Origin of the sequence: Christiangramia sediminis, from assembly GCF_020552705.1 — a bacterium.
Taxonomy (GTDB): domain Bacteria; phylum Bacteroidota; class Bacteroidia; order Flavobacteriales; family Flavobacteriaceae; genus Christiangramia; species Christiangramia sediminis.
This window is the reverse complement of record NZ_JAJBZG010000002.1, coordinates 767759-792425: the sequence shown is the minus strand read 5'-3', so window position 1 is coordinate 792425 and position 24667 is coordinate 767759. Positions and strand designations below refer to the sequence as shown.

The window sequence follows — 24667 nt, the reverse complement described above, 5'->3', positions numbered from 1 at the left end:
AATTACACTCTATCTGTATGTGTATGAGATTATACGGGTGCTTTTAAAGGCTGTGTATCTAATGTTAAATGATAAATGAACATTATTTGTAATATTTAAAGAATTCTAAATTAAATAAATAAGATAATATTTGAATTATATTTTTTTATTTCTACCTTTGCAGACCCTAAAAAACAGGGGAGTAAATTTTATTAATAATTAGTGTATAGGAAATTATGCCAACAATTTCACAATTAGTACGAAAAGGAAGAGCCAAAATAACCAAGAAGAGTAAATCGGCTGCTTTAGATTCGTGCCCTCAAAGGAGAGGTGTTTGTACACGTGTGTACACAACAACTCCTAAGAAACCAAACTCGGCTATGAGAAAAGTAGCCAGGGTAAGGTTAACTAACGGAAAAGAGGTGAATGCCTACATTCCGGGAGAAGGACACAATCTACAAGAGCACTCGATAGTATTGGTTAGAGGTGGAAGGGTAAAAGATTTGCCTGGTGTTAGATATCACATTGTTCGTGGTGCGCTAGATACTGCCGGTGTTGAAGGTAGAACTCAGCGTAGATCTAAATACGGAGCAAAACGCCCAAAGAAGTAATTAAAAACTTTTAATGTAAAGAAATGAGAAAAAGACAGGCGAAAAAACGACCTCTTTTACCAGATCCAAAATTTAATGATCAGCTTGTAACACGTTTTGTGAACATGATGATGTGGGATGGTAAGAAATCGGTTGCCTTTAAAATTTTCTATGACGCTATTGCGATCGTAGAAGAAAAGAAACAAGACGAAGAGAAATCTGGATTAGAAATCTGGAAAGATGCTCTATCTAACGTTATGCCTCATGTTGAAGTGAGAAGTAGACGTGTTGGTGGTGCGACTTTTCAAATTCCAATGCAGATAAGACCAGACCGTAAGGTGTCTACCGCTATGAAGTGGTTAATCAGCTTCTCTCGTAAGCGAAATGAGAAATCTATGGCTGCTAAATTAGCTGCTGAAGTTCTTGCTGCTGCGAAAGAAGAAGGAGCTGCTGTTAAGAAAAGAGTAGACACTCATAAGATGGCTGAAGCTAACAAAGCATTCTCTCACTTTAGATTCTAAAACAACATGGCACAAAGAGATTTAAAATTTACTAGAAATATCGGAATTGCGGCTCATATTGATGCGGGTAAAACCACTACAACAGAGCGTATCCTTTATTATACAGGTATAAGTCACAAAATAGGTGAGGTTCATGATGGTGCTGCCACTATGGACTGGATGGAGCAGGAGCAGGAGCGTGGTATTACCATTACTTCTGCGGCTACACACTGTAAGTGGATGTACCGTGATCAAGAATTTACAGTTAATATTATTGATACTCCAGGTCACGTTGACTTTACCGTAGAGGTAGAGCGTTCATTACGTGTACTTGATGGTGTTGTTGCATTGTTTTCTGCAGTAGACGGGGTAGAGCCTCAGTCTGAAACTGTATGGAGACAGGCAGATAAATATAGAGTTCCACGTTTAGGTTTCGTTAATAAAATGGACCGCCAGGGAGCTGATTTCTTCAACGTATGTCGTCAGGTAAGAGAAATGCTTGGTGGTAACCCGGTGCCTCTTCAGGTTCCAATCGGTGATGAAGTTGACTTTAAAGGAGTTGTGGATCTAATTTCTAAGAAAGCGATTATCTGGAATGACGAGGATCATGGGATGACTTATGATACTATCGATATTCCTGCTGAATTAGAAGCTGATGTAAATAAATACCGTGCAGAATTAGTAGAAGCGGTTGCTGAATATGATGAAGCATTGATGGAGAAATTCTTCGAGGACGAAAGTTCTATTACTGAAGATGAGATCATTGCTGCATTAAGAGCTGCAACTATAGATATGAGTATCATTCCAATGATGTGTGGTTCTGCCTTTAAAAATAAAGGTGTTCAGGCGATGCTTGACGCAGTAATGCGTTACCTTCCTTCACCGGTAGACGTTGAAGCTATTGAAGGTACAAATCCTGACACAGGTAAAGAAGAAAGTCGTAAGCCAAATGTAGATTCTCCGTTCTCTGCACTTGCATTTAAGATTGCTACAGATCCTTTCGTAGGTCGTTTGGCATTCTTCCGTGCATATTCAGGTACTTTGGATGCAGGGTCTTACGTATTGAACGTACGTTCAGGTAAGAAAGAGCGTATTTCAAGAATTTATCAAATGCACTCTAATAAACAAGAGCCTATAGATAGTATCGAGGCTGGAGATATTGGAGCGGCTGTTGGATTTAAAGATATTAAGACAGGTGATACTCTTACAGATTTAAACCACCCTATTGTTCTTGAATCTATGTCTTTCCCGGCGCCGGTAATTGGTATTGCTGTTGAGCCTAAGACTAAGGCAGATGTTGAGAAGATGGGAATGGCTTTAGGTAAATTAGCTGAAGAAGATCCAACATTTACTGTTAAGACTGACGAAAATTCTGGTCAAACTATTATCTCTGGTATGGGTGAGCTTCACCTGGAGATCATTATCGACCGTATGAAGCGTGAGTTTAAAGTAGAAGTTAACGTTGGAGAGCCTCAGGTTGAGTACAAAGAAGCTGTTCGCAGAGAAGCAGAACAGAGAGAAGTGTACAAAAAACAATCTGGTGGTCGTGGTAAGTTCGCTGATATTGTGTTTACAATGGGTCCTGTAGATGAGGACTTTGAAGGCGATGGACTTCAATTTGTTGACTCTATTAAAGGTGGACGTATTCCTAAAGAATTTGTTCCTTCTGTAGAGAAAGGTTTCAAAGAAGCCATGAAAAATGGTCCTTTGGCTGGATTTACAATGGATACTTTAAAGGTTGAACTTAAGGATGGATCTTTCCACCCTGTAGATTCAGATCAACTTTCTTTCGAATTGGCGGCTAAAATGGGTTATAAGTCTGCTGCAAAATCTGCAGGAGCGGTTATTCTTGAGCCAATTATGAAAGTAGAAGTTGTTACTCCAGAAGAGAATATGGGTGATATCGTTGGTGACCTTAACAGAAGAAGAGGTCAGGTAAACAACATGTCAGACAGATCTGGAGCGAAAGTAATCAAAGCTGAAGTGCCACTTTCTGAAATGTTCGGTTATGTAACAACATTAAGAACACTTTCATCTGGTAGAGCAACTTCAACTATGGAATTCTCTCACTATGCTGAGACTCCTTCAAATATTTCTGAAGAAGTAATTAAAGCAGCAAGAGGAGCAGCAAACGAATAATCTTAAGGAAATGAGTCAAAAAATCAGAATAAAACTAAAATCTTACGATCATAACCTGGTAGACAAGTCTGCTGAGAAAATCGTAAAAACCGTAAAGACTACGGGAGCTGTTGTTACCGGACCAATTCCGTTACCAACAAATAAAAAAATCTTTACTGTTCTTCGTTCACCTCACGTGAACAAGAAATCCAGAGAGCAGTTCGAGTTAAGCTCTTACAAGAGATTGCTTGATATCTATAGCTCTTCTTCAAAAACGATTGATGCGTTGATGAAGCTTGAATTACCAAGTGGGGTAGAAGTAGAGATTAAAGTGTGATAAAACAGTTCCGCGCGCTACGGTGCGCGGTTAACATGTCCTAAGCGTTTCGCGAGGGAAAAACGGTGAAAGATACAATTCAGGGCTGAAATGTGTTTTTCAGCCCTTAGTTTTTTAAATAAGTAAACAATTAATAATTAATTAAATATGTCTGGGTTAATAGGAAAAAAGATCGGCATGACCAGCATCTTCGACGAGAATGGGAAAAACATCCCATGTACCGTGATACAAGCTGGACCATGCGTGGTTACCCAAGTCAGAACCAAAGAGGTTGACGGGTATGAAGCACTTCAACTTGGTTTCGATGACAAAAAGACTGTTGGTAAAGCTGCTGAAGGGCACGCTAAAAAAGCAGGAACCGTTGCAAAACGTAAAGTCGTTGAATTCCAGGGTTATAATGAAGATTACAAATTAGGTGACTCTGTTACCGTGGAACATTTCAAAGAGGGTGAATTTGTGGATATCGCAGGTACATCTAAAGGTAAAGGTTTCCAGGGTGTTGTTAAGAGACACGGATTTGGAGGAGTTGGGCAGGCCACGCACGGTCAGCACAACAGATTAAGAGCACCAGGTTCTATTGGAGCAGCGTCTTATCCTGCGAGAGTTTTCAAAGGAATGAAGATGGCCGGTAGAATGGGTGGTGAAAGAGTTAAAATTGAAAACCTGAGAGTTTTAAAGGTTGTTGCAGACAAGAATCTTTTAGTAGTAAAAGGATGTGTGCCTGGATCTAAGAACTCATACGTAATCATTAGTAAGTAATGGAAATAGCAGTTTTAGATATAAAAGGAAAAGAAACAGGCAGAAAAGCAAAGCTTTCTGATTCTGTTTTCGCTATAGAGCCTAATGACCACGCTGTTTATCTTGATGTTAAACAATATCTGGCTAACCAGCGTCAGGGAACTCATAAAGCTAAAGAAAGAGCAGAGATAGCGGGTTCTACTCGTAAGATCAAAAAACAAAAAGGTACTGGTACTGCAAGAGCAGGTAGTATCAAGTCTCCTATCTTTAAAGGTGGTGGACGTGTTTTTGGACCAAGACCAAGAAATTACGGTTTTAAATTAAATAAAAACCTTAAGCGTCTTGCAAGAAAATCTGCGCTTTCTATCAAAGCAAATGATAAGGCAATTATGGTAATTGAAGATTTTTCATTTGATACCCCAAAGACTAAAAACTTCATGGAAGTTCTTAAGGCTCTGGGAATTGAAAGTAAAAAATCGCTAATAGTGTTGGGTGACTCAAATAAAAATGTATATTTGTCGTCGCGCAATTTAAAGACCTCTGAAGTGATAAGTAGCTCAGAATTAAGTACTTACAAAATACTTAATGCGAAGAGCATTGTCTTTTTAGAAGGATCTTTAGAAGGAATTGAGTCGAAATTAAGTTAATAAACCGTTATGAGTATCTTGATTAAACCTGTTATTACAGAAAAAGCTACCGCAGATAGTGAGATGAATAATCGCTTCACTTTTGTGGTAAGTAACAAGGCAAATAAGATTCAGATCAAAGATTCGATCGAATCTGCTTATGGCGTGTCTGTTACTAAAGTTCGAACTATGAATGTCCGCCCGGATCGTAATACCAAATTCACAAAATCTGGTATGATCACTGGTAAAACTAAGGCTTATAAAAAAGCAGTAGTACAGGTGGCGGAAGGTGAAACTATTGATTTATATAGTAATCTTTAAGATTAAAGAATGTCAGTTAGAAAATTAAAACCAATTACACCTGGTCAGCGTTTTAGAGTAGTAAATGGGTATGACGCCATTACTACTGATAAGCCGGAGAAAAGCCTATTGGCGCCGATAAAAAAATCAGGTGGTAGAAACAGTCAAGGTAAGATGACCATTCGCTATAAAGGTGGAGGTCACAAAAAACGTTACCGAGTTATCGATTTTAAACGTGACAAGCAGGGTATTCCTGCTACTGTTGCTAGTATAGAATACGATCCAAACAGAACAGCCTTTATCGCATTACTGAATTATCAGGATGGTGAGAAAAGGTACATTATTGCTCAAAACGGGCTTCAGGTAGGTCAAAATTTAGTTTCAGCTAATGAAGCTACATCTCCTGAAATCGGGAATGCAATGCCATTGGCAAATATTCCTCTTGGTACTGTTATTTCTTGTATAGAGCTTAGACCTGGACAAGGTGCTGTAATGGCGCGTAGTGCTGGTGCATTTGCTCAGTTATTGGCAAGAGAAGGAAAGTATGCTACTATTAAATTGCCTTCAGGTGAGATTCGTAGAGTCTTGTCTTTATGTATGGCAACTATAGGAGCTGTTTCTAACAGTGACCATCAGCTAATGATCGGTGGTAAAGCCGGTAGAAGTCGTTGGTTGGGTATCAGACCAAGAACAAGACCAGTAGCGATGAACCCTGTAGATCACCCAATGGGTGGTGGTGAAGGTAGAGCTTCAGGTGGTCACCCACGTTCTAGAAAAGGTCTTCCTGCTAAAGGATTCAAGACTCGTTCTAAGACAAAATCGAGTAATAAATATATTGTAGAACGTAGAAAGACTAGAAAGAAATAAGATATGGCACGTTCATTAAAAAAAGGACCTTTCGTTCATTACAAACTGGAACAAAAAGTGGCTCAGAATGTTGAGTCAGGAAAGAAAGCCGTGATCAAAACCTGGTCTAGAGCTTCTATGATAACTCCAGATTTTGTAGGGCAAACTATAGCAGTACACAACGGGAAACAATTTGTTCCTGTTTATGTAACTGAAAACATGGTAGGTCATAAATTAGGAGAATTTTCACCAACACGTTCTTTTAGAGGGCATGCAGGTGCAAAAAATAAAGGTAGAAAATAGAAGCTATGGGAGTTCGTAAAAGAGAAAGAGCAGAGCAAATAAAAGAAGCCAAAAAACAGGTAGCTTTTGCAAAGTTAAATAACTGCCCTACTTCACCTAGAAAAATGCGTCTTATGGCGGATCTAGTAAGAGGTGAAAAAGTAGAAAAAGCGCTTCATATTCTAAAATTTAGCAAGAAAGAAGCATCAAATCGTTTAGAGAAACTTTTAGTTTCCGCAATAGCCAACTGGCAAGCAAAGAACGAAGATGCAAATCTTGAAGAAGCTGAATTATTTGTGAAAGAGATTCGTGTAGACGGAGGAAGTATGTTGAAAAGACTTCGTCCAGCTCCACAGGGTCGTGCACACCGAATTAGAAAGAGATCCAACCACGTTACATTAGTGCTTGGAGAAAACAATAATACACAAAGCTAAGAGATAGTATGGGACAAAAAACAAATCCAATCGGGAATCGCCTTGGTATCATTAGAGGTTGGGAGTCCAACTGGTACGGAGGTAATGACTACGGTGATAAGTTAGCCGAAGACGATAAGATTAGAAAGTATATCCATGCTCGTCTTTCTAAAGCGAGTGTATCGCGTGTAATCATCGAGCGCACGCTTAAGCTTGTAACCGTTACTATTACTACTGCTAGACCTGGTATCATTATTGGGAAAGGTGGTCAGGAAGTAGACAAGCTTAAGGAAGAGCTAAAAAAGATTACCGACAAGGAAGTTCAAATCAACATCTTTGAGATTAAGAGGCCAGAACTTGATGCTCACCTAGTGGGAGCAAGTGTTGCCAGACAAATTGAGAATCGTATCTCTTACCGTCGAGCAATTAAAATGGCTATCGCGGCTGCAATGAGAATGAACGCGGAAGGAATCAAAATAGAGATCTCTGGACGTCTAAATGGTGCTGAAATGGCACGTTCAGAATCATACAAAGATGGGAGAATACCTTTGTCAACTTTTAGGGCTGATATTGACTATGCTTTAGTTGAAGCACACACTACTTATGGTAGATTGGGTGTTAAAGTATGGATCATGAAAGGTGAGGTATACGGAAAAAGAGAGCTTTCGCCTCTTGTTGGCCTTGCGAAAAACCAAGGTAAGAAATCCGGTGCCGGACGAGGTGGAAACAAATCACGTCGTAGAAAGTAATTTTTTAAAGGAAAGAAAAAATGTTACAACCTAAAAGAACGAAATACCGTAAGCAACAAAAAGGCCGAATGAAGGGCTTGTCTCAAAGAGGACATAGACTTTCCAACGGTACCTTTGGAATCAAATCAATGGATTCTAGTTTTGTTACTGCACGTCAAATAGAAGCAGCGCGTATCGCCGCTACCCGTTATATGAAAAGAGAAGGATCTATCTGGATCAAAATTTTCCCGGATAAGCCTATTACAAAGAAACCTCTTGAAGTACGTATGGGTAAAGGTAAAGGTGCTGTAGAATATTGGGCAGCTGTAGTAAAACCAGGAAGAATAATGTTTGAAATTGGTGGTGTACCAATGGCAACTGCTAAAGAGGCTTTACGTCTTGCGGCACAAAAGCTTCCTGTGAGAACTAAATTTGTTGTAGCTAGAGATTATCAAGAATAATATTGGAATTATGAAACAATCAGAAGTAAAAGAATTGTCTGTTGCAGAATTGCAAGAAGAGCTTGGGAAATCTAGAAAAGCTTATTCAGATTTAAAAATGGCTCACGCTGTTTCGCCGTTGGAAAATCCGATACAGTTGAGAACTGTAAGAAGAGACGTGGCGAGATTAGCTACAGAGTTAACTAAAAGAGAACAACAATAATTGTTATTCTGCTGAAAGATGGAAAAAAGAAACTTAAGAAAAGAGCGTGTAGGAGTAGTTACAAGTAACAAAATGCAGAAATCCATTGTGGTTTCTGAAGTGAAAAAAGTAAAACATCCTATGTATGGAAAATTCGTTTTAAAAACGAAAAAATACGTAGCACACGACGAAAATAACGACTGCAACGAAGGTGATACTGTAAAGATCATGGAAACACGACCTTTAAGTAAATCCAAGACTTGGAGACTAGTAGAAATAATTGAAAGAGCTAAATAACCATGGTACAACAAGAGTCCAGACTAAAAGTAGCAGATAATACCGGAGCTAAAGAAGTTTTAGCTATCCGTGTATTAGGAGGTACAAAGAAAAGATACGCATCTGTTGGAGACAAGATCGTTGTCAGTGTAAAAGAAGCTACCCCTAACGGAAATATCAAGAAGGGTGCAGTTTCAACAGCAGTTGTTGTTCGTACCAGGAAAGAAGTTCGCAGACCAGACGGATCTTATATCCGTTTTGATGATAACGCATGTGTATTGTTAGGTCCTCAGGGAGAAATGCGCGGAACCCGTGTATTTGGTCCTGTAGCTCGTGAGCTTCGTGATAAGCAATTCATGAAAATTGTATCATTGGCACCAGAAGTGCTTTAATACATTAAGAAAATGACAAAGCTTAAGATAAAAACAGGAGATACCGTACGTGTGATTGCTGGAGACCATAAAGGTCAGGAAGGTAAAGTGCAGAAGGTACTTATAGAAAAGAATAAAGCCATTGTGGAAGGGGTTAATATGATCTCTAAACATGAGAAGCCAAGTGCTTCTAATCCACAAGGTGGAATTAAGGAGAAAGAAGCTCCTATCCATATTTCTAATCTTTCACTAATCGATAAGAACGGTGAGACCACAAGAGTTGGTTACAGAGAAGAAGATGGAAAGAAAGTGAGATTTTCTAAAAAATCTAATGAAGTAATATAGTTATGGCATACGTACCAAGACTTAGACAGGAATATAACGAGAGAGTAAAAAGTACTCTTAAGGAAGAATTCAGCTACTCCAATGTAATGGAGGTGCCAAAACTTACGAAAATAGTAATTAGCCGTGGAGTTGGTGGAGCAGTAGCCGATAAAAAACTTATCGATCATGCTTTAGACGAACTTACTGCTATTAGTGGTCAAAAGGCCGTTTCTACTATTTCGAAGAAGGATGTTGCATCGTTTAAACTTCGTAAAGGAATGCCAATTGGTGCTAAAGTTACTTTACGTGGATATAGAATGTATGAATTCTTAGACAGATTAATCACTAGTGCGTTACCACGTGTACGTGATTTCAACGGTATAAAATCTAATGGATTTGATGGTAGAGGTAATTATAACTTAGGGATCACTGAGCAGATCATTTTCCCAGAGATCGATATTGATGCAGTAAATAGAATTGCTGGAATGGATATCACATTTGTTACAACTGCTGAAACCGATAAGGAAGCAAAAGCATTGTTAACCGAACTAGGATTACCTTTTAAAAAGAACTAATTATGGCTAAAGAATCAATGAAAGCCCGTGAGGTAAAAAGACAGAAATTGGTAAAGAAGTACGCTGAAAAAAGAGCCGCTCTTAAAGAAGCTGGTGATTATGAAGGCCTACAGAAATTGCCAAAGAACTCTTCTCCGGTTCGTTTACATAACAGATGTAAATTAACTGGTAGACCTAAAGGGTATATGAGACAATTTGGTCTTTCTCGTGTAATGTTCAGAGAAATGGCTAATCAGGGTCTTATCCCAGGAGTAAAGAAAGCAAGCTGGTAAAATTATAAATTGAATGAAGGTTCTCCAGGTAGTTATCGGGATGAAAACCACATTCGCAAATAAAAATAAATGAATACAGATCCTATTGCAGATTACTTAACAAGAATCAGGAATGCAAATGCTGCAAACCACAGAGTAGTGGAAATTCCTGCTTCTAATGTTAAAAAAGAGATCACTAAGATATTATTCGATCAAGGATATATTCTTAGTTACAAATTCGAAGATACTACCGCTCAGGGAACTATCAAGATCGCTCTTAAGTATGATAAATTAACTAAAGAGCCGGTAATTAAGAAAATTCAAAGAATAAGTAAACCTGGTTTACGTAAATATGCCGGATCAACTGAGATCCCAAGAATCCTTAATGGTCTTGGAATTGCCATCGTATCTACTTCTCATGGAGTGATGACTGGTAAGCAAGCGAAAGCTGATAAAGTTGGTGGTGAGGTATTGTGCTACGTTTACTAATACTTAAAAGACTAAAGAAATGTCAAGAATAGGTAAAAACCCAATTACAATTCCAGAAGGAGTGACAGTAGATCTCAAAGATGGTGTTGTAACGGTAAAAGGAAAATTGGGAGAGCTTAAGCAGGAAGTTAAGGATATCGACGTTAAGATCGAAGATAACGTAATTTCTTTTGAGCGCTCTTCAGAAAAAAGTGATCAGAAAGCAAAGCATGGTTTATATCGTGCCTTGGTTAACAATATGATTGAAGGGGTTACAAACGGTTATACTAAGTCACTAGAATTAGTGGGTGTAGGTTACCGTGCTAGCAACCAGGGCAACAAGTTAGATCTTGCTGTTGGTTATTCCCACAATATTGTACTAGATTTGGCTCCCGAAGTTAAGGTGGAGACAATCTCAGAAAAAGGTAAGAACCCTATCGTAAAGGTAACTTCTCATGATAAACAACTTGTAGGACAGGTTGCAGCGAAGATCCGTTCATTCAGAGCACCTGAACCATACAAAGGAAAAGGTATCAAGTTTGTAGGAGAGCAATTGAGAAGAAAAGCAGGTAAATCAGCTTAATAAAGTTTAGTTATGGCATTATCAAAATTAGATAGAAGAAATAAAATCAGAAAACGTATCCGTAGGGATATCGTTGGTACTGAAAGCCGTCCAAGATTATCTGTTTTTAGAAGCAATAAAGAAATTTATGCTCAGATTATAGATGATGTAGAAGGTAAGACTTTAGCATCAGCTTCTTCAAGAGATAAAGAGATCGCTTCTGCTTCTGCAGATAGAAAAGAGCAGGCTCAAATGGTAGGAAAAGCCATTGCAGAGAAAGCGAAGAAAGCCGGAATAGATACAATCTCTTTTGATAGAGGTGGATATTTATATCACGGTAGAGTTAAATCATTAGCAGAAGGTGCTCGCGAAGGCGGACTAAAATTCTAGAAAATATGTATCAAGATTATAAAAACGTAGAACATGTAAAACCAGGAGGTCTTGAATTAAAAGATCGTTTGGTTGGAGTACAACGTGTTACTAAGGTTACTAAAGGTGGTAGAGCATTTGGATTCTCTGCTATTGTTGTAGTAGGTGATGAGAATGGTGTTGTAGGTCAGGGACTTGGTAAATCCAAGGAAGTGGCAGACGCTATCTCCAAAGCGGTAGAAGACGCTAAGAAAAATCTGGTACGCATTCCTTTACATAAAGGAACTTTACCTCACGAACAAAAAGGTAAGTATGGTGGAGCAAGAGTAATGCTTCTTCCTGCTGCTGCTGGTACCGGTATTATTGCTGGTGGTGCGATTCGTGCGGTATTGGAATCTGTAGGAGTACATGATGTACTTTCTAAGAACCAGGGATCGTCAAACCCGCATAACGTTGTAAAAGCTACTTTTGATGCCTTATTACAATTAAGAAGTGCTGATACTGTTGCAAAACAGAGAGGTGTTTCATTGGAAAAGGTTTTTAAAGGATAAATCAAGGAATAAGATGGGAAAGATAAAAGTCACAAAAGTAAAAAGTGCAATCAACCGCACGAAGAACCAAAAATTAGTTCTTGAATCTTTAGGATTGAAGAAAATTGGTCAAACGGTTGAGCATGACGATACGCCAAACATCCTTGGTATGGTAAATAAAGTTAAACACTTAGTTTCTGTAGAAGAAACAAAATAATAATCTCTCATGGATTTAAGTAACTTAAAACCTGCAGAAGGTTCAGTTAGAAAAAATAGCAAGCGTATTGGTCGTGGTGAAGGATCTGGTAAAGGTGGAACCGCTACCAGAGGTCACAAAGGTGCCAAGTCACGTTCTGGTTATTCTAAAAAGATTGGTTTTGAAGGTGGGCAGATGCCACTTCAAAGACGTGTTCCAAAATTTGGATTCACTAACAGAAACCGTAAAGTATATCAAGGTATCAACCTTGATACGCTTCAGAATCTGGTGGACGAAGGAAGAATTAAGGATACAGTTGATATGGATGTGCTAGTTGAAAACGGTCTTGCCGGAAGAAACGAGCTTGTTAAGATATTAGGTAGAGGTGAATTAAAGGCTAAGTTGAAAATATCTGTTCATAAATTTACGGCCTCAGCGAAAGAAGCTATTGAAGCTGCCGGAGGTGAAGTTGTTACTTTATAATAGATAATCAAATGAAATTCATCAATACGATTAAAAATATTTGGAAAATCGAGGAGCTAAAAAATAGAATTTTAGTTACCCTCGGTTTGCTTTTGGTTTATCGTTTCGGTGCACAGGTAGTGCTTCCCGGGATTGATGCCGCTCAGCTTTCAAATTTAGCAAACCAAACTGATAGTGGTTTATTAGGATTGCTTAATGCATTTACTGGAGGTGCGTTTTCGAACGCTTCTGTTTTTGCATTGGGAATTATGCCTTATATCTCTGCTTCGATTGTGGTTCAGTTGATGGGAATTGCAATTCCTTATCTTCAGAAACTTCAGAAAGAAGGAGAAAGCGGGCGTAAGAAAATTAATCAGATCACTAGATGGTTAACAATTGCCATCACTCTGGTTCAGGGGCCAGGTTATATTTATAACCTGTTTGCAACCTTACCGGGAGAGGCATTTTTGCTTGGAGACAACTTAACATTTGTTGTTTCTTCGGTAATCATACTTACCACGGGTACTATCTTCGCGATGTGGCTGGGTGAGAAGATCACAGATAAAGGTATTGGTAACGGTATTTCATTATTGATTATGGTTGGTATTATTGCCACCCTGCCGCAAGCCTTTATACAGGAATTCGCTTCAAGAGTATTTGAATCGAATGGTGGTCTGGTAATGATACTGATAGAATTAGTTATCTGGTTTGCCATTATTATGGCATCGGTTATGCTGGTGATGGCGGTACGTCAGATCCCGGTTCAGTATGCCAGAAGATCTGCTTCAGGTGGATATGAAAAAAATGTTTTCGGATCAAGACAATATATTCCGTTAAAACTGAATGCATCAGGAGTTATGCCGATCATCTTTGCCCAGGCAATTATGTTCATTCCTGTAGCTGTTGCTGGTCTTTCAGACTCAGACACTGCACAGGGGGTAACTGCAGCATTTCAGAATATTTTCGGATTTTGGTATAATCTCGTGTTTGCATTATTAATTATTGTATTTACATATTTCTATACTGCAATCACAGTTCCAACAAATAAAATGGCTGATGATCTTAAGAGAAGTGGTGGATTTATTCCTGGTATTCGTCCGGGAAGTGAAACCTCTGAATATCTAGATCGCATTATGTCTCAGATAACCCTTCCAGGATCTATATTCCTGGCGCTTATTGCAGTGTTCCCTGCGATAGTTGTTCAACTGTTGGGTGTACAACAGAACTGGGCGTTATTCTTCGGAGGTACCTCGCTGTTAATTATGGTTGGAGTTGCAATAGATACTATGCAGCAGGTAAATTCATATTTGCTGAATAGACACTATGACGGATTAATGAAAACAGGTAAAAACAGAAAAGCAGTAGCTTAATTATGGCAAAGCAAGCAGCGATAGAACAAGACGGAACGATCATTGAAGCATTGTCTAATGCAATGTTTCGTGTAGAGTTAGAAAATGGTCACGTAGTGACTGCACATATCTCTGGAAAGATGCGTATGCATTATATTAAATTACTTCCTGGAGATAAAGTGAAACTGGAAATGAGTCCTTACGATTTAAGTAAGGCTCGAATAACTTACAGATACTAAAAAGTAATTTTCAGCCTTTTATAAATTTTTTATACTTTTGCACTCTGAAAAATTTATGATAGCTAAAATTTCTCTGAAAGAGTTAATACTCTGCCAGCGAATAAAAAAGAGATAAGATGAAAGTTAGAGCATCAATAAAAAAGAGAAGTGCCGACTGCAAGATTGTACGCAGAAAAGGGCGCCTTTACGTAATTAACAAAAAGAATCCTAGATTTAAACAAAGACAAGGCTAATTATGGCAAGAATTGCAGGGGTAGATATACCTAAACAAAAACGAGGGGTTATAGCATTGACCTATATCTTCGGAATTGGCAGAAGCAGGGCTCAGGAGATACTTGCAGAGGCTAAAGTAGACGAGAGCAAGAAAGTCTCAGATTGGGACGATGACGAGATTGGTAAAATCCGTGAAGCTGTTGGTCAGTTTACTATCGAAGGAGAATTACGTACTGAAGTTCAAATGAGTATCAAGCGTCTTATGGACATTGGTTGTTATAGAGGAATTCGCCATAGAGCGGGACTTCCTTTAAGAGGCCAAAGAACTAAGAACAACTCGAGAACGAGAAAAGGAAGAAGAAAAACAGTTGCGAACAAGAAAAAAGCAACTAAATAGTAAGTAGTATGGCAAAGAAAGCGAATCCAAAAGCTAAAACTCAGAAAAAACGTAAAGTAATCGTTGAATCCAACGGTGAAGCACACGTAACTGCTTCTTTCAACAACATCATTATTTCTCTTACCAACAAAAAGGGAGATGTTGTAGCATGGTCGTCTGCAGGTAAGATGGGCTTTAGAGGATCTAAGAAAAACACTCCTTACGCTGCGCAATTAGCCGCTGAAGATGCTTCGAAAGTAGCACATGAAGCTGGTATGCGTAAAGTAAAGGTGTATGTAAAAGGTCCTGGAAATGGTAGGGAATCTGCGATTAGAGCAGTTCACAATAGTGGTATTGAGGTTACTGAAATCATCGATATTACTCCACTTCCACACAATGGTTGTCGTCCACCTAAGAGACGTAGAGTTTAATAAATTTTATTAATAGGAGAGGATTTAGATTATCGAAGGACTAATGCCTTAATTCATAATCCCTTTCTAAAACAACAATAATAATGGCAAGATATACTGGTCCAAAAACTAAGATAGCCCGTAAATTCGGTGAAGCTATTTTTGGTGAAGACAAATCTTTCGAAAAAAGAAATTATCCTCCAGGGCAGCACGGTAACAACCGTCGTCGTGGAAAAAAATCAGAATATGCTATCCAGTTAATGGAAAAGCAAAAAGCCAAGTACACTTATGGTGTTCTTGAGCGTCAATTCCGCAACATGTTTGAAAAAGCAACCCGTGCACAGGGAATTACCGGTGAGGTGCTTCTTCAACTTTGCGAATCTCGTTTAGATAACGTAGTGTACCGTATGGGTGTAGCGCCTTCAAGAAGAGCTGCCCGTCAGTTAGTTGGACACCGTCATATCACTGTAAACGGAGAATTAGTAAACATCCCTTCTTACCACATTAAGCCAGGTGATGTTGTTGGAGTTAGAGAAAAATCTAAATCACTTGCTGTGGTTCAGGAATCATTATCAAATAACAGCAGTGTTTACGAATGGATTTCATGGAATTCAGAAAAGAAAGAAGGAACTTTGGTATCTGTACCTGGAAGAGTTCAGATTCCTGAAAACATTAACGAGCAATTTATAGTCGAATTATATTCGAAATAATAATTCACACAGAAGTCGAAATATGGCAATACTAAATTTTCAGAAGCCCGATAAAGTTATAATGATTGATTCAACCGATTTCGAAGGGAAATTTGAATTTCGCCCTTTGGAACCTGGTTATGGATTAACCGTTGGTAACGCTTTAAGACGAGTGCTTTTATCTTCTTTGGAAGGTTTCGCGATCACTTCAGTAAGAATTGAAGGTGTAGATCACGAATTCTCTACCATCGCAGGAGTAGTGGAAGATGTAACCGAAATAATCCTTAACCTGAAACAGGTAAGGTTTAAAAGGCAAATCGATGAGATCGATAACGAATCGGTTACTATTTCAGTTTCCGGGGAAGATCAGTTAACTGCCGGTCACTTCCAGAAATTCATTTCAGGATTCCAAATTCTTAATCCAGATCAGGTAATCTGTCATATGGATAAGAAAGTTAGTCTGAACATGGAAATTACTATCGAGAAAGGTAGAGGTTACGTTCCGGCCGAAGAAAACAAGAAAGCCAATGCTCCTCTGGGCACAATTTTCGTTGATTCTATTTACACTCCTATAAAGAATGTAAAATACAGTATCGAAAACTTTCGTGTAGAGCAGAAGACTGACTATGAAAAACTGGTATTTGAAATTATCAGTGACGGTTCTATTCATCCTAAGGATGCTTTAACTGAAGCAGCAAAGACGCTTATCCACCACTTCATGCTATTCTCTGATGAGAGAATCACTCTTGAAGCTGATGAGATCGCTCAAACTGAAACTTATGATGAAGAATCCCTTCACATGAGACAACTTCTTAAAACGAAGTTGGTAGATCTAGATCTTTCAGTAAGAGCTCTAAACTGTCTTAAGGCAGCTGAAGTTGATACTTTAGGAGACCTTGTTTCTTACAATAAGAATGACTTGATGAAGTTTAGAAACTTCGGTAAAAAATCACTTACTGAACTTGAAGAGCTTGTAAACAACAAAGGTTTGAACTTTGGAATGGACCTTTCAAAATATAAACTAGATAAAGACTAGTCACGTTCATTAACGTTACTGTCTAAATTAATAATACAATAACCGTCATAATTTGCTCCTCAAAGTGAGTCGCAGCAAGATGACGAAACAAAAAATGTCATGAGACACGGAAAAAAAGGAAATCATTTAGGTAGACAAACTGCACATCGTAAGGCAATGCTTGCGAATATGGCATGTTCCCTAATTGAACATAAACGTATCAATACCACTGTTGCTAAAGCGAAAGCTCTTAAAGTATTTGTAGAGCCGTTAGTTACAAAATGTAAAGAAGACACTACTCACAATAGAAGAATTGTATTTAGTAGACTTCGTAGCAAAGAAGCAGTGAGTGAATTGTTTCGTGAAGTAGCTCCTAAAGTAGGAGATCGTCCTGGAGGATATACCAGAGTTATCAAACTTGGTAGCCGTCTTGGAGATGCTGCAGAAATGGCGCTTATAGAATTAGTAGACTTCAATGAAACCTACAACGTAGGAGAGAAGCCTAAGAAGAAAAAATCTACGCGTCGTGCTGGTAAAAAGAAAGCTGAAGATACAGCTTCTTCTGCTCAGCCAAAAGAAGCTTCTGCAAAAGAAACTAAAAAAGAAGAGCCAAAAGCTGAAAAGCCAAAGGCTGATGAAAAAAAGGACGATAAAAAAGAGGAATAGAAATGATTCTTTTTACCACCTAAATTTTAAAAGGATAAGCTTTAATAGTTTATCCTTTTTTTATACCCAATAGATAATTGTTTAAATTTGACGCAACAGCAACTATAACACAACTATGAAATATCAGGCTAAACGAAAGGCGATCATTTTACTTGAAGACGGTACTATTTTTTACGGAAAATCTGTAGGAAATAAAGAAGGAAGTGCCGTTGGAGAGGTTTGTTTTAATACCGGAATGACTGGTTATCAGGAGATCTTTACAGATCCTTCCTACTACGGTCAGTTAATGGTTACTACCAACGCACATATTGGTAATTACGGGACCAATAAAAATGAAAATGAATCTGATAAAGCTAAAATTGCGGGATTGATCTGTAAGAACTTTAGTTATACAGAATCAAGACCGGCTGCAGATAAGACTCTTGAGGAATTCCTTAATGATAGCGATATTTTTGCTATCTCAGATGTAGATACACGAGCACTGGTTACTTATATTAGAGAGAATGGAGCAATGAATGCTATTATCTCTACAGATGTAGCAAATATTGAGAACTTGAAAAAACAGTTGGCTGAAGTTCCAGATATGAATGGATTGGAACTTGCTTCAAAGGTTTCTACAAAAGAACCATATTACTTTGGAAATGAAAATGCGACCTATAAGATCGCAGCATTGGATGTGGGTATAAAAACCAATATTCTAAGGAACCTTTCTGAAAGGGATGCCTACATAAAAGTATTTCCTTACAACGCCACTTACGAGGAAATGAAAGAATGGAATCCAGATGGTTATTTCCTTTCAAATGGTCCAGGAGATCCCCAACCCCTTGAAAGTGCGATTAATGTTACCAAAACTATCATTGAGAAAGATCATCCTTTATTCGGAATATGTTTAGGGCATCAGATCATTGCTATCGCAAATGGTATCAAAACCTATAAAATGCACCACGGTCACAGGGGAATTAATCACCCGGTAAAAAATATGGTGACAGGTAAAGGAGAAATTACTTCCCAGAATCATGGATTTTCGGTGGATAAGGAACAGACAGAGGCTCATCCTGATGTAGAAGTAACTCATATTTGTCTGAATGATGGAACCGTTGGAGGCCTGGCCATGAAAAATAAGAATACATTTTCAGTACAATATCATCCGGAAGCCAGCCCGGGACCACATGATGCCAGCTACTTGTTTGATGAATTCATAGATAGAATTAAGTCAATAAAAGCTTAATTCTAATAATAGAAGAATAAAAAAAAGCCGGAATTTTAGTTCCGGCTTTTTTTATTACGCTTGGGTGTAAAATTAAATTTGATTTTTTGTAATATTCGGCTAGCTTTGAAATCCATTTAAAAAGCCCCCAATGAAAAAATTATTATTTTGCATTTTATTTTTTACCACTCTTACCTCATTTTCTCAGGAAACTACCACAAATAGTCAATTTTCATTAAATCTTCTTGCTCCTTCCGCAGAATATGAACTGGCAGTATCAGATAATTCAACGGTAGATATGAATCTGGGAGTTGGTTTTGCATACCACAAATCTTCATATAGCGGAGAGGCTTTTGGTATCTACCCTGGTTTTGAGGCTCAGTATCGCTATTATTATAATTTTGAAAAAAGAGCAGATAAAGGAAAAAAGACTTCTGAAAATAGCGGAAACTATATCGCTGGCGTTGCCTCCCTAACTGGAGGGAAACCAATTATCGGTGATCTTGAATATGCTAATGACTATGGAGGTTTTGTTGGTCCAGCCTGGGGATTACAAAGAGTATATAATAGCGGATTTAAATTGAATCTAAATCTTGGAATAGGGATGGGATTCAATGATGCCGGCGATACTTATTTAACTCCCTTGTTCGGGCTTCAGTTAGGATGGTTGGTCGCGCAGTAATATTTATCTTTTTATTCTTTAGTTTTTTTACGTCAGTATCCCAAACACATCCGGTGCTGTATGGAGGTTTTGAATATTTTCGCCATACCGGTTTTGATAATAATGCTTTTTAAAATCTAAACTTTGGAAGTCAGCTTTATCAATGGAAATTTTTTGCTCCGGAAATAGGAGTGAATTTTCATGCGGGTGTTCTGCCCGAACGTGAGTTTGATGAAGGTCCCGACCCAAACGCGATTCCGGTCGCTCTTTATAAAGCAAATTTCACCTCGTTTTCTTTCAGCTTAGCGCCAAAATTAAAATTCGGAAATGAGGAAGCGGCATTGATCCTTATTCCCCAGTATAATATTGGTAAACGATATGCAAATGGGCGTTACCTGTTTTATAACGGGAATGAACGATATGATCTGGAACAAAAAGAAACCTATTCTGAATCTCAGAATTACTGGTCATTTGCCGCAGGAATTGAAGCTAATCTACTTGGCCTGGATCATCTTTGGTTTTCTTTTTATCTAAAATATACCCGGCTAGATTCCAAGGAAGTTATTCAATCTTTAGACTTTTCAGACTATGATTTTCAACCCAACGGCGGTAGTAAGGACAGAATTGGTTTAGGAATACGTGTGTATTATGATCTCTTTTCAGCATTATGATAAAAACTTGCTAAACCGAAAACGTTTTAGTGCGTTTTAATGTTATAAATGCTTTAAAACTAATGATCTCAGTCGCTTTTTTATACTTCTCTTTGTATCTTGCACATTGATCAACTAATTAATATAAAAAGAAAATGAGCGCTATTTTAGATATTCACGCACGCCAGATTTTTGACTCAAGAGGAAATCCTACTGTTGAAGTAGATGTTTATACTGAAAATGGAATTATGGGCCGTGCCGCGGTTCCTTCCGGAGCTTCCACAGGAGAGCATGAAGCCGTTGAGCTTCGTGATGGAGGAGAAGATTTCATGGGAAAGGGAGTGAAGAAGGCAGTTGAAAATGTAAACGGAGAGATCGCAGAGAAACTTTTAGGTTATTCAGTTTTTGAACAGAACCTGATAGATCAAACGATGATAGATCTTGATGGCACTCCAAATAAATCAAAATTGGGAGCTAATGCCATATTGGGTGTTTCTCTTGCTGTTGCCAAGGCAGCTGCTAATGAATTGAATATGCCTCTTTATAGATACGTTGGTGGAGTAAGTGCAAATACTCTTCCGGTACCAATGATGAATATTATCAACGGAGGTTCTCACAGTGACGCTCCTATTGCATTTCAGGAATTCATGATCATGCCTGTAATGGCAGAGAGTTTTTCACATGCCTTAAAAATGGGAACAGAAATTTTCCATAATCTAAAGAAAGTTCTTCACGATCGTGGTCTAAGTACCGCTGTGGGAGACGAAGGTGGTTTTGCGCCAACTCTTGACGGAACCGAAGATGCTTTGGATACAATTCTGAAAGCGATTGAAAAAGCCGGGTACAAGCCAGGAAAAGATGTAATGATCGCACTGGATTGTGCTGCAGCCGAATTTTTCGTAGATGGAAAATACGATTACACTAAGTTTGAAGGTGATAAAGGAAAAGTAAGAAACAGCGAAGAGCAGGCGGAATACCTTGCCGAACTTTCTTCAAAATATCCAATCATCTCTATCGAGGATGGAATGGATGAAAATGACTGGGAAGGTTGGAAAGCTGTTACCGATAAAATTGGAGATAAAGTTCAGTTAGTTGGAGATGATCTTTTTGTAACTAATGTGGAAAGACTTGGTAGAGGAATTAAAGAAAATATTGCAAACTCTATATTGATTAAAGTAAATCAGATTGGTACGCTAACTGAGACGATTGCGGCGGTGAATATGGCACATAATGCAGGTTATACCTCGGTAATGTCTCACCGTTCCGGAGAGACGGAAGATAATACCATTGCAGATCTTGCAGTTGCTTTGAATACAGGACAGATTAAGACTGGTTCAGCTTCACGTAGTGATCGTATGGCTAAATACAACCAATTGCTAAGAATTGAAGAAGAACTTGGTCACATAGCTTATTATCCTCAGGATAAAGCTTTCAAAATAAAGTAATTTTTAAGTATATATTTTATGAAGCCTCTTCGAAAGAAGGGGCTTTTTTAATTAATACATATTTTTCAATATGTTATATTAACAATCATTTAATTAATAAAACTGTGAGAGCTGCCTCTTAATTACTAAATTCAGATAAATAACCAACTACTACTTTTGAAGACCAATTTTTTATTTGTTGCTGCGGAAAATGACGGAATCCCACGCTGTAAAGCGGGGGGGATGGGCGACGTAGTTCGGGATGTACCCAGACAGATAGCTGCAAGAGGAGATCAGGCACATGTGATCACTCCTTCTTATTCCAGATTACATATTGCTGAAGCGAATAAAATTACTGATGTAAATTTTGTTTTTCGCGGTGTTCCTCACAATGCTGAGATCTATGAAGTACCGGGGAAAAAGGATATTTCAGGAGTGAAACATTACGTTCTTCATCATCCCGATATTAAGGCCGGGGATATTGCACATATTTACTTCAATGATCCCGATCAGCCGTTTTTTACAGACGCGAATGTATTTTCACTTTTTTGCACAGGCGTGGCAGCAGCAATCCGTGAGAATGTATTTGGAAAGATTGATATCATACACCTGCACGACTGGCATACGAGCATGCTTTTATTTCTTCGGGAATTCCATCCCAGATTTAAAATTTTGAAAGATATAAGATTTGTGTATTCTATACATAATCTGGCTATCCAGGGAATACGGCCTTTTAGCAATAATTTCTCTTCGGTGGATGCTTTCTTCCCAGATGTGGAATACGACCGTGAATTACTTTACGATCGCAGGTATCCGGATTGTATAAATCTAATGGCGGTAGGAATAAGACTATCAGATGCAGTGCATACCGTTTCTCCATCCTATAAAGAGGATATTCAGAAGCCAAGTGATCCCCCTCATTTTATTGGTGGAGAAGGTTTGGAAGAAGACCTTAAAAAAGCAGAAAAGGAGAAACGCCATTTTGGTATTCTAAACGGGGCAAATTATTCAAATATAGAGGAGGTTGAAAAAGGAATACTTTTAAGGCAATGTATTCGAAGATTGTTTAGATGGCTTCAGGAAGAAAAGAAAGATTATAAAGCACATTATCTCGCTCATACAGGCGAAAAGATCACCAGGTGGCAGGAAAAGAAACCTGACTTTATTTGCTCCAGTGTTGCCAGGTTAACGGAACAAAAATTTTTCTTCTTCAAAGAAAATCCGGAAGTCCTAGGTGGCTTAATGAAAAAGCTTGCTGAAGTAAATGGGGTTTATATTCTCTTAGGAACAGGCGCCCCCGAATATGAGACAATTTTCAGGGATGCCAGTTATAAACATAAGAATTTCATTTTCATAAATGCCCAGTCAGATAGTATCATTGATATGTTGTATCAGGAATCAAACCTCTACTTGATGCCGAGTCAGTTTGAACCTTGTGGAATTAGCCAGATGTTGGCTATGAGAAAAGGACAGCCATGTTTGGTGCATCACACGGGTGGCTTAAAAGATACCGTAATTCATGGTAAGACAGGATTTAGTTTCGACGGAAAAACGACCACAGAAAAGACCAAAAATTTCGTAAAAGTATTTTCTGAAGCAGTTGATCTGTTTTTTAATGATAAAAAAGGATGGAAAAAAATATGTATGAATGCCAAAAAGAAGCGATTCACCTGGGAAAAATCTGTGAATGAATATTACAAAGATCTATATAATATCAATAAATAAAATGGATATGATATAGTTTTCAATATGTAATGACATTGTTTATTTGTGGATAGATACTATATATAGAAAGCTTGATTTTTTCCATATTCAGGCCATTCTTATTAAAACAAGCCTAAGTTTTTGGTTACCTAAAGTTAAAATTCACGAAAACTGAATAAAATCAGGGTATTTATGAAATTTCGATACTCTGCTTAAAATAATTTTAACACTAAATTTCGTAATTTAGCAATCCTTAAAAATTAATCTAAAAGAACAATATATAATATGTCTAAAACAGCGACACTCGAATTTGACGGAAAGAAATATGAGTTTCCCGTTACCGTGGGAACCGAAGATGAAATAGGGGTAGATATTAAAAAGCTTCGTGGAGAAGCCGGAATTATCACTTTAGATCCTGGATTTAAGAATACTGGAAGCTGCGAGAGTGCTATCACATTTTTGGACGGGGAAAAGGGTATCCTTAGATATCGTGGTTATGCTATTGAAGATCTAGCTGAAAAAGCAGATTTTCTTGAGGTTGTATACCTGCTCATCTTTGGAGAATTACCAAATAAAGAACAACTAGATAAGTTCAATAAGGATATTAAAGAGCAATCTCATGTAGATGAGGAGATGAAGAAAATCCTTGACGGATTTCCAAAATCGGCCCATCCAATGGGAGTTCTTTCCTCATTAACCAGTGCTTTGATCGCATTTAATCCTTCGTCTGTAGATGTTTCTTCAGAAGATGATATGTATAAAGCGATCGTGAAGATCCTTGGTAAATTTCCGGTACTTGCTGCCTGGACGTTAAGAAAAAAGAATAGTCTTCCGCTTAACTATGGTGACGAAGATCTGGGTTATGTAGAGAATCTGCATAAAATGATGTTCGAAAAGCCTAATAAGACCTATAGTGTAGATAAAGCGGTTATTGATGCTTTAGACAAACTATTAATTTTGCACGCAGATCATGAGCAAAACTGTTCTACTTCTACCGTAAGAATGGTTGGTTCGTCTCATGCCGGATTATTCGCTTCACTTTCCGCAGGTATTTCTGCTCTTTGGGGTCCACTTCACGGTGGTGCCAATCAGGCGGTAATTGAAATGCTTGAAAAGATCAAAGAAGATGGGGGAGATACCCATAAATTCATGCAGAAAGCAAAAGATAAAGATGATCCATTCCGTCTAATGGGCTTTGGACACCGTGTCTATAAGAACTTTGATCCAAGAGCTAAGATCATTAAAAAATCTGCTGATGAAGTGCTAGCACAATTAGGAGTTGAAGATCCGGTGTTGGATATTGCTAAAGGCCTTGAGAAAGAAGCTCTAGAAGACGATTATTTCGTAAAAAGAAAATTATATCCAAACGTAGATTTTTATTCAGGAATTATTTATCGTGCGCTTGGAATTCCTGTTGATATGTTCACCGTGATGTTTGCTCTTGGTAGACTTCCTGGTTGGATCGCTCAATGGAGAGAAATGAGATTGAAGAAAGAACCAATTGGTCGTCCACGTCAGATTTATATCGGTGAGAATCACAGAGATTTTAAACCACTTGGGAGCAGAAAATAATCTATTATT

The 24667-nt window shown here is 38.2% G+C and carries 38 protein-coding genes; all 38 read left to right on the top strand.

Features of this window, described 5'->3' with window-relative positions; translation table 11 throughout:
• Positions 1-215: 215 nt before the first annotated feature.
• The 38 genes from rpsL to LGQ90_RS07950 all read left to right on the top strand — a co-directional run bounded on the left by rpsL (position 216) and on the right by LGQ90_RS07950 (position 24658).
• Positions 216-590, top strand: coding sequence for a 30S ribosomal protein S12 (rpsL, locus tag LGQ90_RS08135; protein ID WP_010230128.1), 375 nt, complete (start codon positions 216-218; stop codon positions 588-590).
• 23 nt (positions 591-613) lie between these two features.
• Complete coding sequence (gene rpsG / locus LGQ90_RS08130; RefSeq protein ID WP_156274161.1) at positions 614-1090, top strand: 30S ribosomal protein S7; 477 nt, start codon at positions 614-616, stop codon at positions 1088-1090.
• A 6-nt stretch (positions 1091-1096) separates the two neighbouring features.
• Entirely contained in the window at positions 1097-3208 is a 2112-nt protein-coding gene (gene fusA / locus LGQ90_RS08125) for an elongation factor G (protein ID WP_229339939.1), read from the top strand.
• A 10-nt stretch (positions 3209-3218) separates the two neighbouring features.
• The gene (gene rpsJ / locus LGQ90_RS08120) at positions 3219-3524 is read left to right on the top strand and encodes a 30S ribosomal protein S10 (protein WP_010519396.1); all 306 of its coding nucleotides are present in this window, start codon (positions 3219-3221) and stop codon (positions 3522-3524) included.
• A 147-nt stretch (positions 3525-3671) separates the two neighbouring features.
• A complete protein-coding gene (gene rplC / locus LGQ90_RS08115) occupies positions 3672-4283 on the top strand; it encodes a 50S ribosomal protein L3 (RefSeq protein WP_089666504.1) in 612 nt (203 codons plus the stop codon).
• Positions 4283-4909 (top strand): 50S ribosomal protein L4, encoded by a 627-nt coding sequence (gene rplD / locus LGQ90_RS08110; RefSeq protein ID WP_229339937.1) that lies wholly within the window; start codon positions 4283-4285, stop codon positions 4907-4909. Before rplC ends, rplD begins: the two co-directional genes overlap by 1 nt.
• Before the next feature lie 9 nt (positions 4910-4918).
• Positions 4919-5209: a 50S ribosomal protein L23 gene (rplW, locus tag LGQ90_RS08105; protein WP_011710694.1), complete on the top strand. Its 291-nt coding sequence runs from the start codon at positions 4919-4921 to the stop codon at positions 5207-5209.
• Between the two features lie 9 nt (positions 5210-5218).
• A complete protein-coding gene (gene rplB / locus LGQ90_RS08100) occupies positions 5219-6055 on the top strand; it encodes a 50S ribosomal protein L2 (protein WP_229339935.1) in 837 nt (278 codons plus the stop codon).
• Between the two features lie 3 nt (positions 6056-6058).
• Positions 6059-6337, top strand: coding sequence for a 30S ribosomal protein S19 (gene rpsS, locus LGQ90_RS08095; protein WP_011710692.1), 279 nt, complete (start codon positions 6059-6061; stop codon positions 6335-6337).
• A gap of 5 nt (positions 6338-6342) precedes the next feature.
• Positions 6343-6750, top strand: a complete 408-nt coding sequence (gene rplV / locus LGQ90_RS08090) for a 50S ribosomal protein L22 (RefSeq protein ID WP_229339933.1) — start codon at positions 6343-6345, stop codon at positions 6748-6750.
• 8 nt (positions 6751-6758) lie between these two features.
• Positions 6759-7478, top strand: a complete 720-nt coding sequence (rpsC, locus tag LGQ90_RS08085; protein ID WP_011710690.1) for a 30S ribosomal protein S3 — start codon at positions 6759-6761, stop codon at positions 7476-7478.
• 20 nt (positions 7479-7498) lie between these two features.
• Entirely contained in the window at positions 7499-7918 is a 420-nt protein-coding gene (gene rplP, locus LGQ90_RS08080) for a 50S ribosomal protein L16 (RefSeq protein WP_108172303.1), read from the top strand.
• A gap of 10 nt (positions 7919-7928) precedes the next feature.
• Complete coding sequence (gene rpmC / locus LGQ90_RS08075; RefSeq protein WP_011710688.1) at positions 7929-8120, top strand: 50S ribosomal protein L29; 192 nt, start codon at positions 7929-7931, stop codon at positions 8118-8120.
• Between the two features lie 18 nt (positions 8121-8138).
• Complete coding sequence (gene rpsQ, locus LGQ90_RS08070; RefSeq protein WP_011710687.1) at positions 8139-8396, top strand: 30S ribosomal protein S17; 258 nt, start codon at positions 8139-8141, stop codon at positions 8394-8396.
• 2 nt (positions 8397-8398) lie between these two features.
• Entirely contained in the window at positions 8399-8767 is a 369-nt protein-coding gene (gene rplN, locus LGQ90_RS08065) for a 50S ribosomal protein L14 (RefSeq protein WP_026933550.1), read from the top strand.
• Positions 8768-8779: 12 nt separating this feature from the next.
• Positions 8780-9091, top strand: coding sequence for a 50S ribosomal protein L24 (rplX, locus tag LGQ90_RS08060; RefSeq protein ID WP_229339931.1), 312 nt, complete (start codon positions 8780-8782; stop codon positions 9089-9091).
• Positions 9092-9093: 2 nt separating this feature from the next.
• Complete coding sequence (gene rplE, locus LGQ90_RS08055; RefSeq protein ID WP_229339929.1) at positions 9094-9645, top strand: 50S ribosomal protein L5; 552 nt, start codon at positions 9094-9096, stop codon at positions 9643-9645.
• Positions 9646-9647: 2 nt separating this feature from the next.
• Positions 9648-9917: a 30S ribosomal protein S14 gene (gene rpsN / locus LGQ90_RS08050; protein ID WP_011710683.1), complete on the top strand. Its 270-nt coding sequence runs from the start codon at positions 9648-9650 to the stop codon at positions 9915-9917.
• A 69-nt stretch (positions 9918-9986) separates the two neighbouring features.
• On the top strand, positions 9987-10385 hold the full coding sequence (gene rpsH, locus LGQ90_RS08045; RefSeq protein ID WP_026933554.1) for a 30S ribosomal protein S8: 399 nt from the start codon (positions 9987-9989) through the stop codon (positions 10383-10385).
• A gap of 19 nt (positions 10386-10404) precedes the next feature.
• Positions 10405-10947: a 50S ribosomal protein L6 gene (rplF, locus tag LGQ90_RS08040; RefSeq protein WP_229339927.1), complete on the top strand. Its 543-nt coding sequence runs from the start codon at positions 10405-10407 to the stop codon at positions 10945-10947.
• 12 nt (positions 10948-10959) lie between these two features.
• Positions 10960-11316, top strand: coding sequence for a 50S ribosomal protein L18 (rplR, locus tag LGQ90_RS08035; RefSeq protein WP_229339925.1), 357 nt, complete (start codon positions 10960-10962; stop codon positions 11314-11316).
• Between the two features lie 5 nt (positions 11317-11321).
• Positions 11322-11846 carry a 30S ribosomal protein S5 gene (gene rpsE / locus LGQ90_RS08030; protein ID WP_089666512.1) on the top strand — a complete coding sequence of 175 codons (525 nt, stop codon included), beginning with the start codon at positions 11322-11324 and terminating at the stop codon, positions 11844-11846.
• Positions 11847-11859: 13 nt separating this feature from the next.
• Entirely contained in the window at positions 11860-12042 is a 183-nt protein-coding gene (rpmD, locus tag LGQ90_RS08025; protein WP_026933557.1) for a 50S ribosomal protein L30, read from the top strand.
• A gap of 9 nt (positions 12043-12051) precedes the next feature.
• Positions 12052-12504 carry a 50S ribosomal protein L15 gene (rplO, locus tag LGQ90_RS08020; RefSeq protein WP_011710677.1) on the top strand — a complete coding sequence of 151 codons (453 nt, stop codon included), beginning with the start codon at positions 12052-12054 and terminating at the stop codon, positions 12502-12504.
• Between the two features lie 11 nt (positions 12505-12515).
• Positions 12516-13853 carry a preprotein translocase subunit SecY gene (secY, locus tag LGQ90_RS08015; RefSeq protein ID WP_229339923.1) on the top strand — a complete coding sequence of 446 codons (1338 nt, stop codon included), beginning with the start codon at positions 12516-12518 and terminating at the stop codon, positions 13851-13853.
• 2 nt (positions 13854-13855) lie between these two features.
• Complete coding sequence (gene infA, locus LGQ90_RS08010) at positions 13856-14071, top strand: translation initiation factor IF-1 (RefSeq protein WP_123216423.1); 216 nt, start codon at positions 13856-13858, stop codon at positions 14069-14071.
• Positions 14072-14187: 116 nt separating this feature from the next.
• On the top strand, positions 14188-14304 hold the full coding sequence (gene ykgO, locus LGQ90_RS08005) for a type B 50S ribosomal protein L36 (protein WP_010519235.1): 117 nt from the start codon (positions 14188-14190) through the stop codon (positions 14302-14304).
• 2 nt (positions 14305-14306) lie between these two features.
• Positions 14307-14681 (top strand): 30S ribosomal protein S13, encoded by a 375-nt coding sequence (rpsM, locus tag LGQ90_RS08000; protein WP_229339921.1) that lies wholly within the window; start codon positions 14307-14309, stop codon positions 14679-14681.
• Positions 14682-14689: 8 nt separating this feature from the next.
• Complete coding sequence (gene rpsK, locus LGQ90_RS07995; protein WP_089666517.1) at positions 14690-15091, top strand: 30S ribosomal protein S11; 402 nt, start codon at positions 14690-14692, stop codon at positions 15089-15091.
• An 83-nt stretch (positions 15092-15174) separates the two neighbouring features.
• Entirely contained in the window at positions 15175-15780 is a 606-nt protein-coding gene (rpsD, locus tag LGQ90_RS07990) for a 30S ribosomal protein S4 (RefSeq protein ID WP_229339919.1), read from the top strand.
• 22 nt (positions 15781-15802) lie between these two features.
• On the top strand, positions 15803-16795 hold the full coding sequence (locus LGQ90_RS07985; protein ID WP_229339917.1) for a DNA-directed RNA polymerase subunit alpha: 993 nt from the start codon (positions 15803-15805) through the stop codon (positions 16793-16795).
• A gap of 99 nt (positions 16796-16894) precedes the next feature.
• Positions 16895-17440 (top strand): 50S ribosomal protein L17, encoded by a 546-nt coding sequence (gene rplQ, locus LGQ90_RS07980; protein ID WP_229339915.1) that lies wholly within the window; start codon positions 16895-16897, stop codon positions 17438-17440.
• Between the two features lie 115 nt (positions 17441-17555).
• Entirely contained in the window at positions 17556-18668 is a 1113-nt protein-coding gene (carA, locus tag LGQ90_RS07975; RefSeq protein WP_229339913.1) for a glutamine-hydrolyzing carbamoyl-phosphate synthase small subunit, read from the top strand.
• A gap of 130 nt (positions 18669-18798) precedes the next feature.
• Positions 18799-19329, top strand: coding sequence for a hypothetical protein (locus tag LGQ90_RS07970; RefSeq protein ID WP_229339911.1), 531 nt, complete (start codon positions 18799-18801; stop codon positions 19327-19329).
• A gap of 170 nt (positions 19330-19499) precedes the next feature.
• A complete protein-coding gene (locus LGQ90_RS07965; RefSeq protein WP_229339909.1) occupies positions 19500-19979 on the top strand; it encodes a hypothetical protein in 480 nt (159 codons plus the stop codon).
• Between the two features lie 134 nt (positions 19980-20113).
• Positions 20114-21403 carry a phosphopyruvate hydratase gene (gene eno / locus LGQ90_RS07960; RefSeq protein ID WP_229339907.1) on the top strand — a complete coding sequence of 430 codons (1290 nt, stop codon included), beginning with the start codon at positions 20114-20116 and terminating at the stop codon, positions 21401-21403.
• 156 nt (positions 21404-21559) lie between these two features.
• Positions 21560-23107: a glycogen synthase gene (locus LGQ90_RS07955; protein WP_229339905.1), complete on the top strand. Its 1548-nt coding sequence runs from the start codon at positions 21560-21562 to the stop codon at positions 23105-23107.
• Between the two features lie 264 nt (positions 23108-23371).
• Positions 23372-24658 (top strand): citrate synthase, encoded by a 1287-nt coding sequence (locus LGQ90_RS07950; protein ID WP_229339903.1) that lies wholly within the window; start codon positions 23372-23374, stop codon positions 24656-24658.
• Positions 24659-24667: the final 9 nt, after the last annotated feature.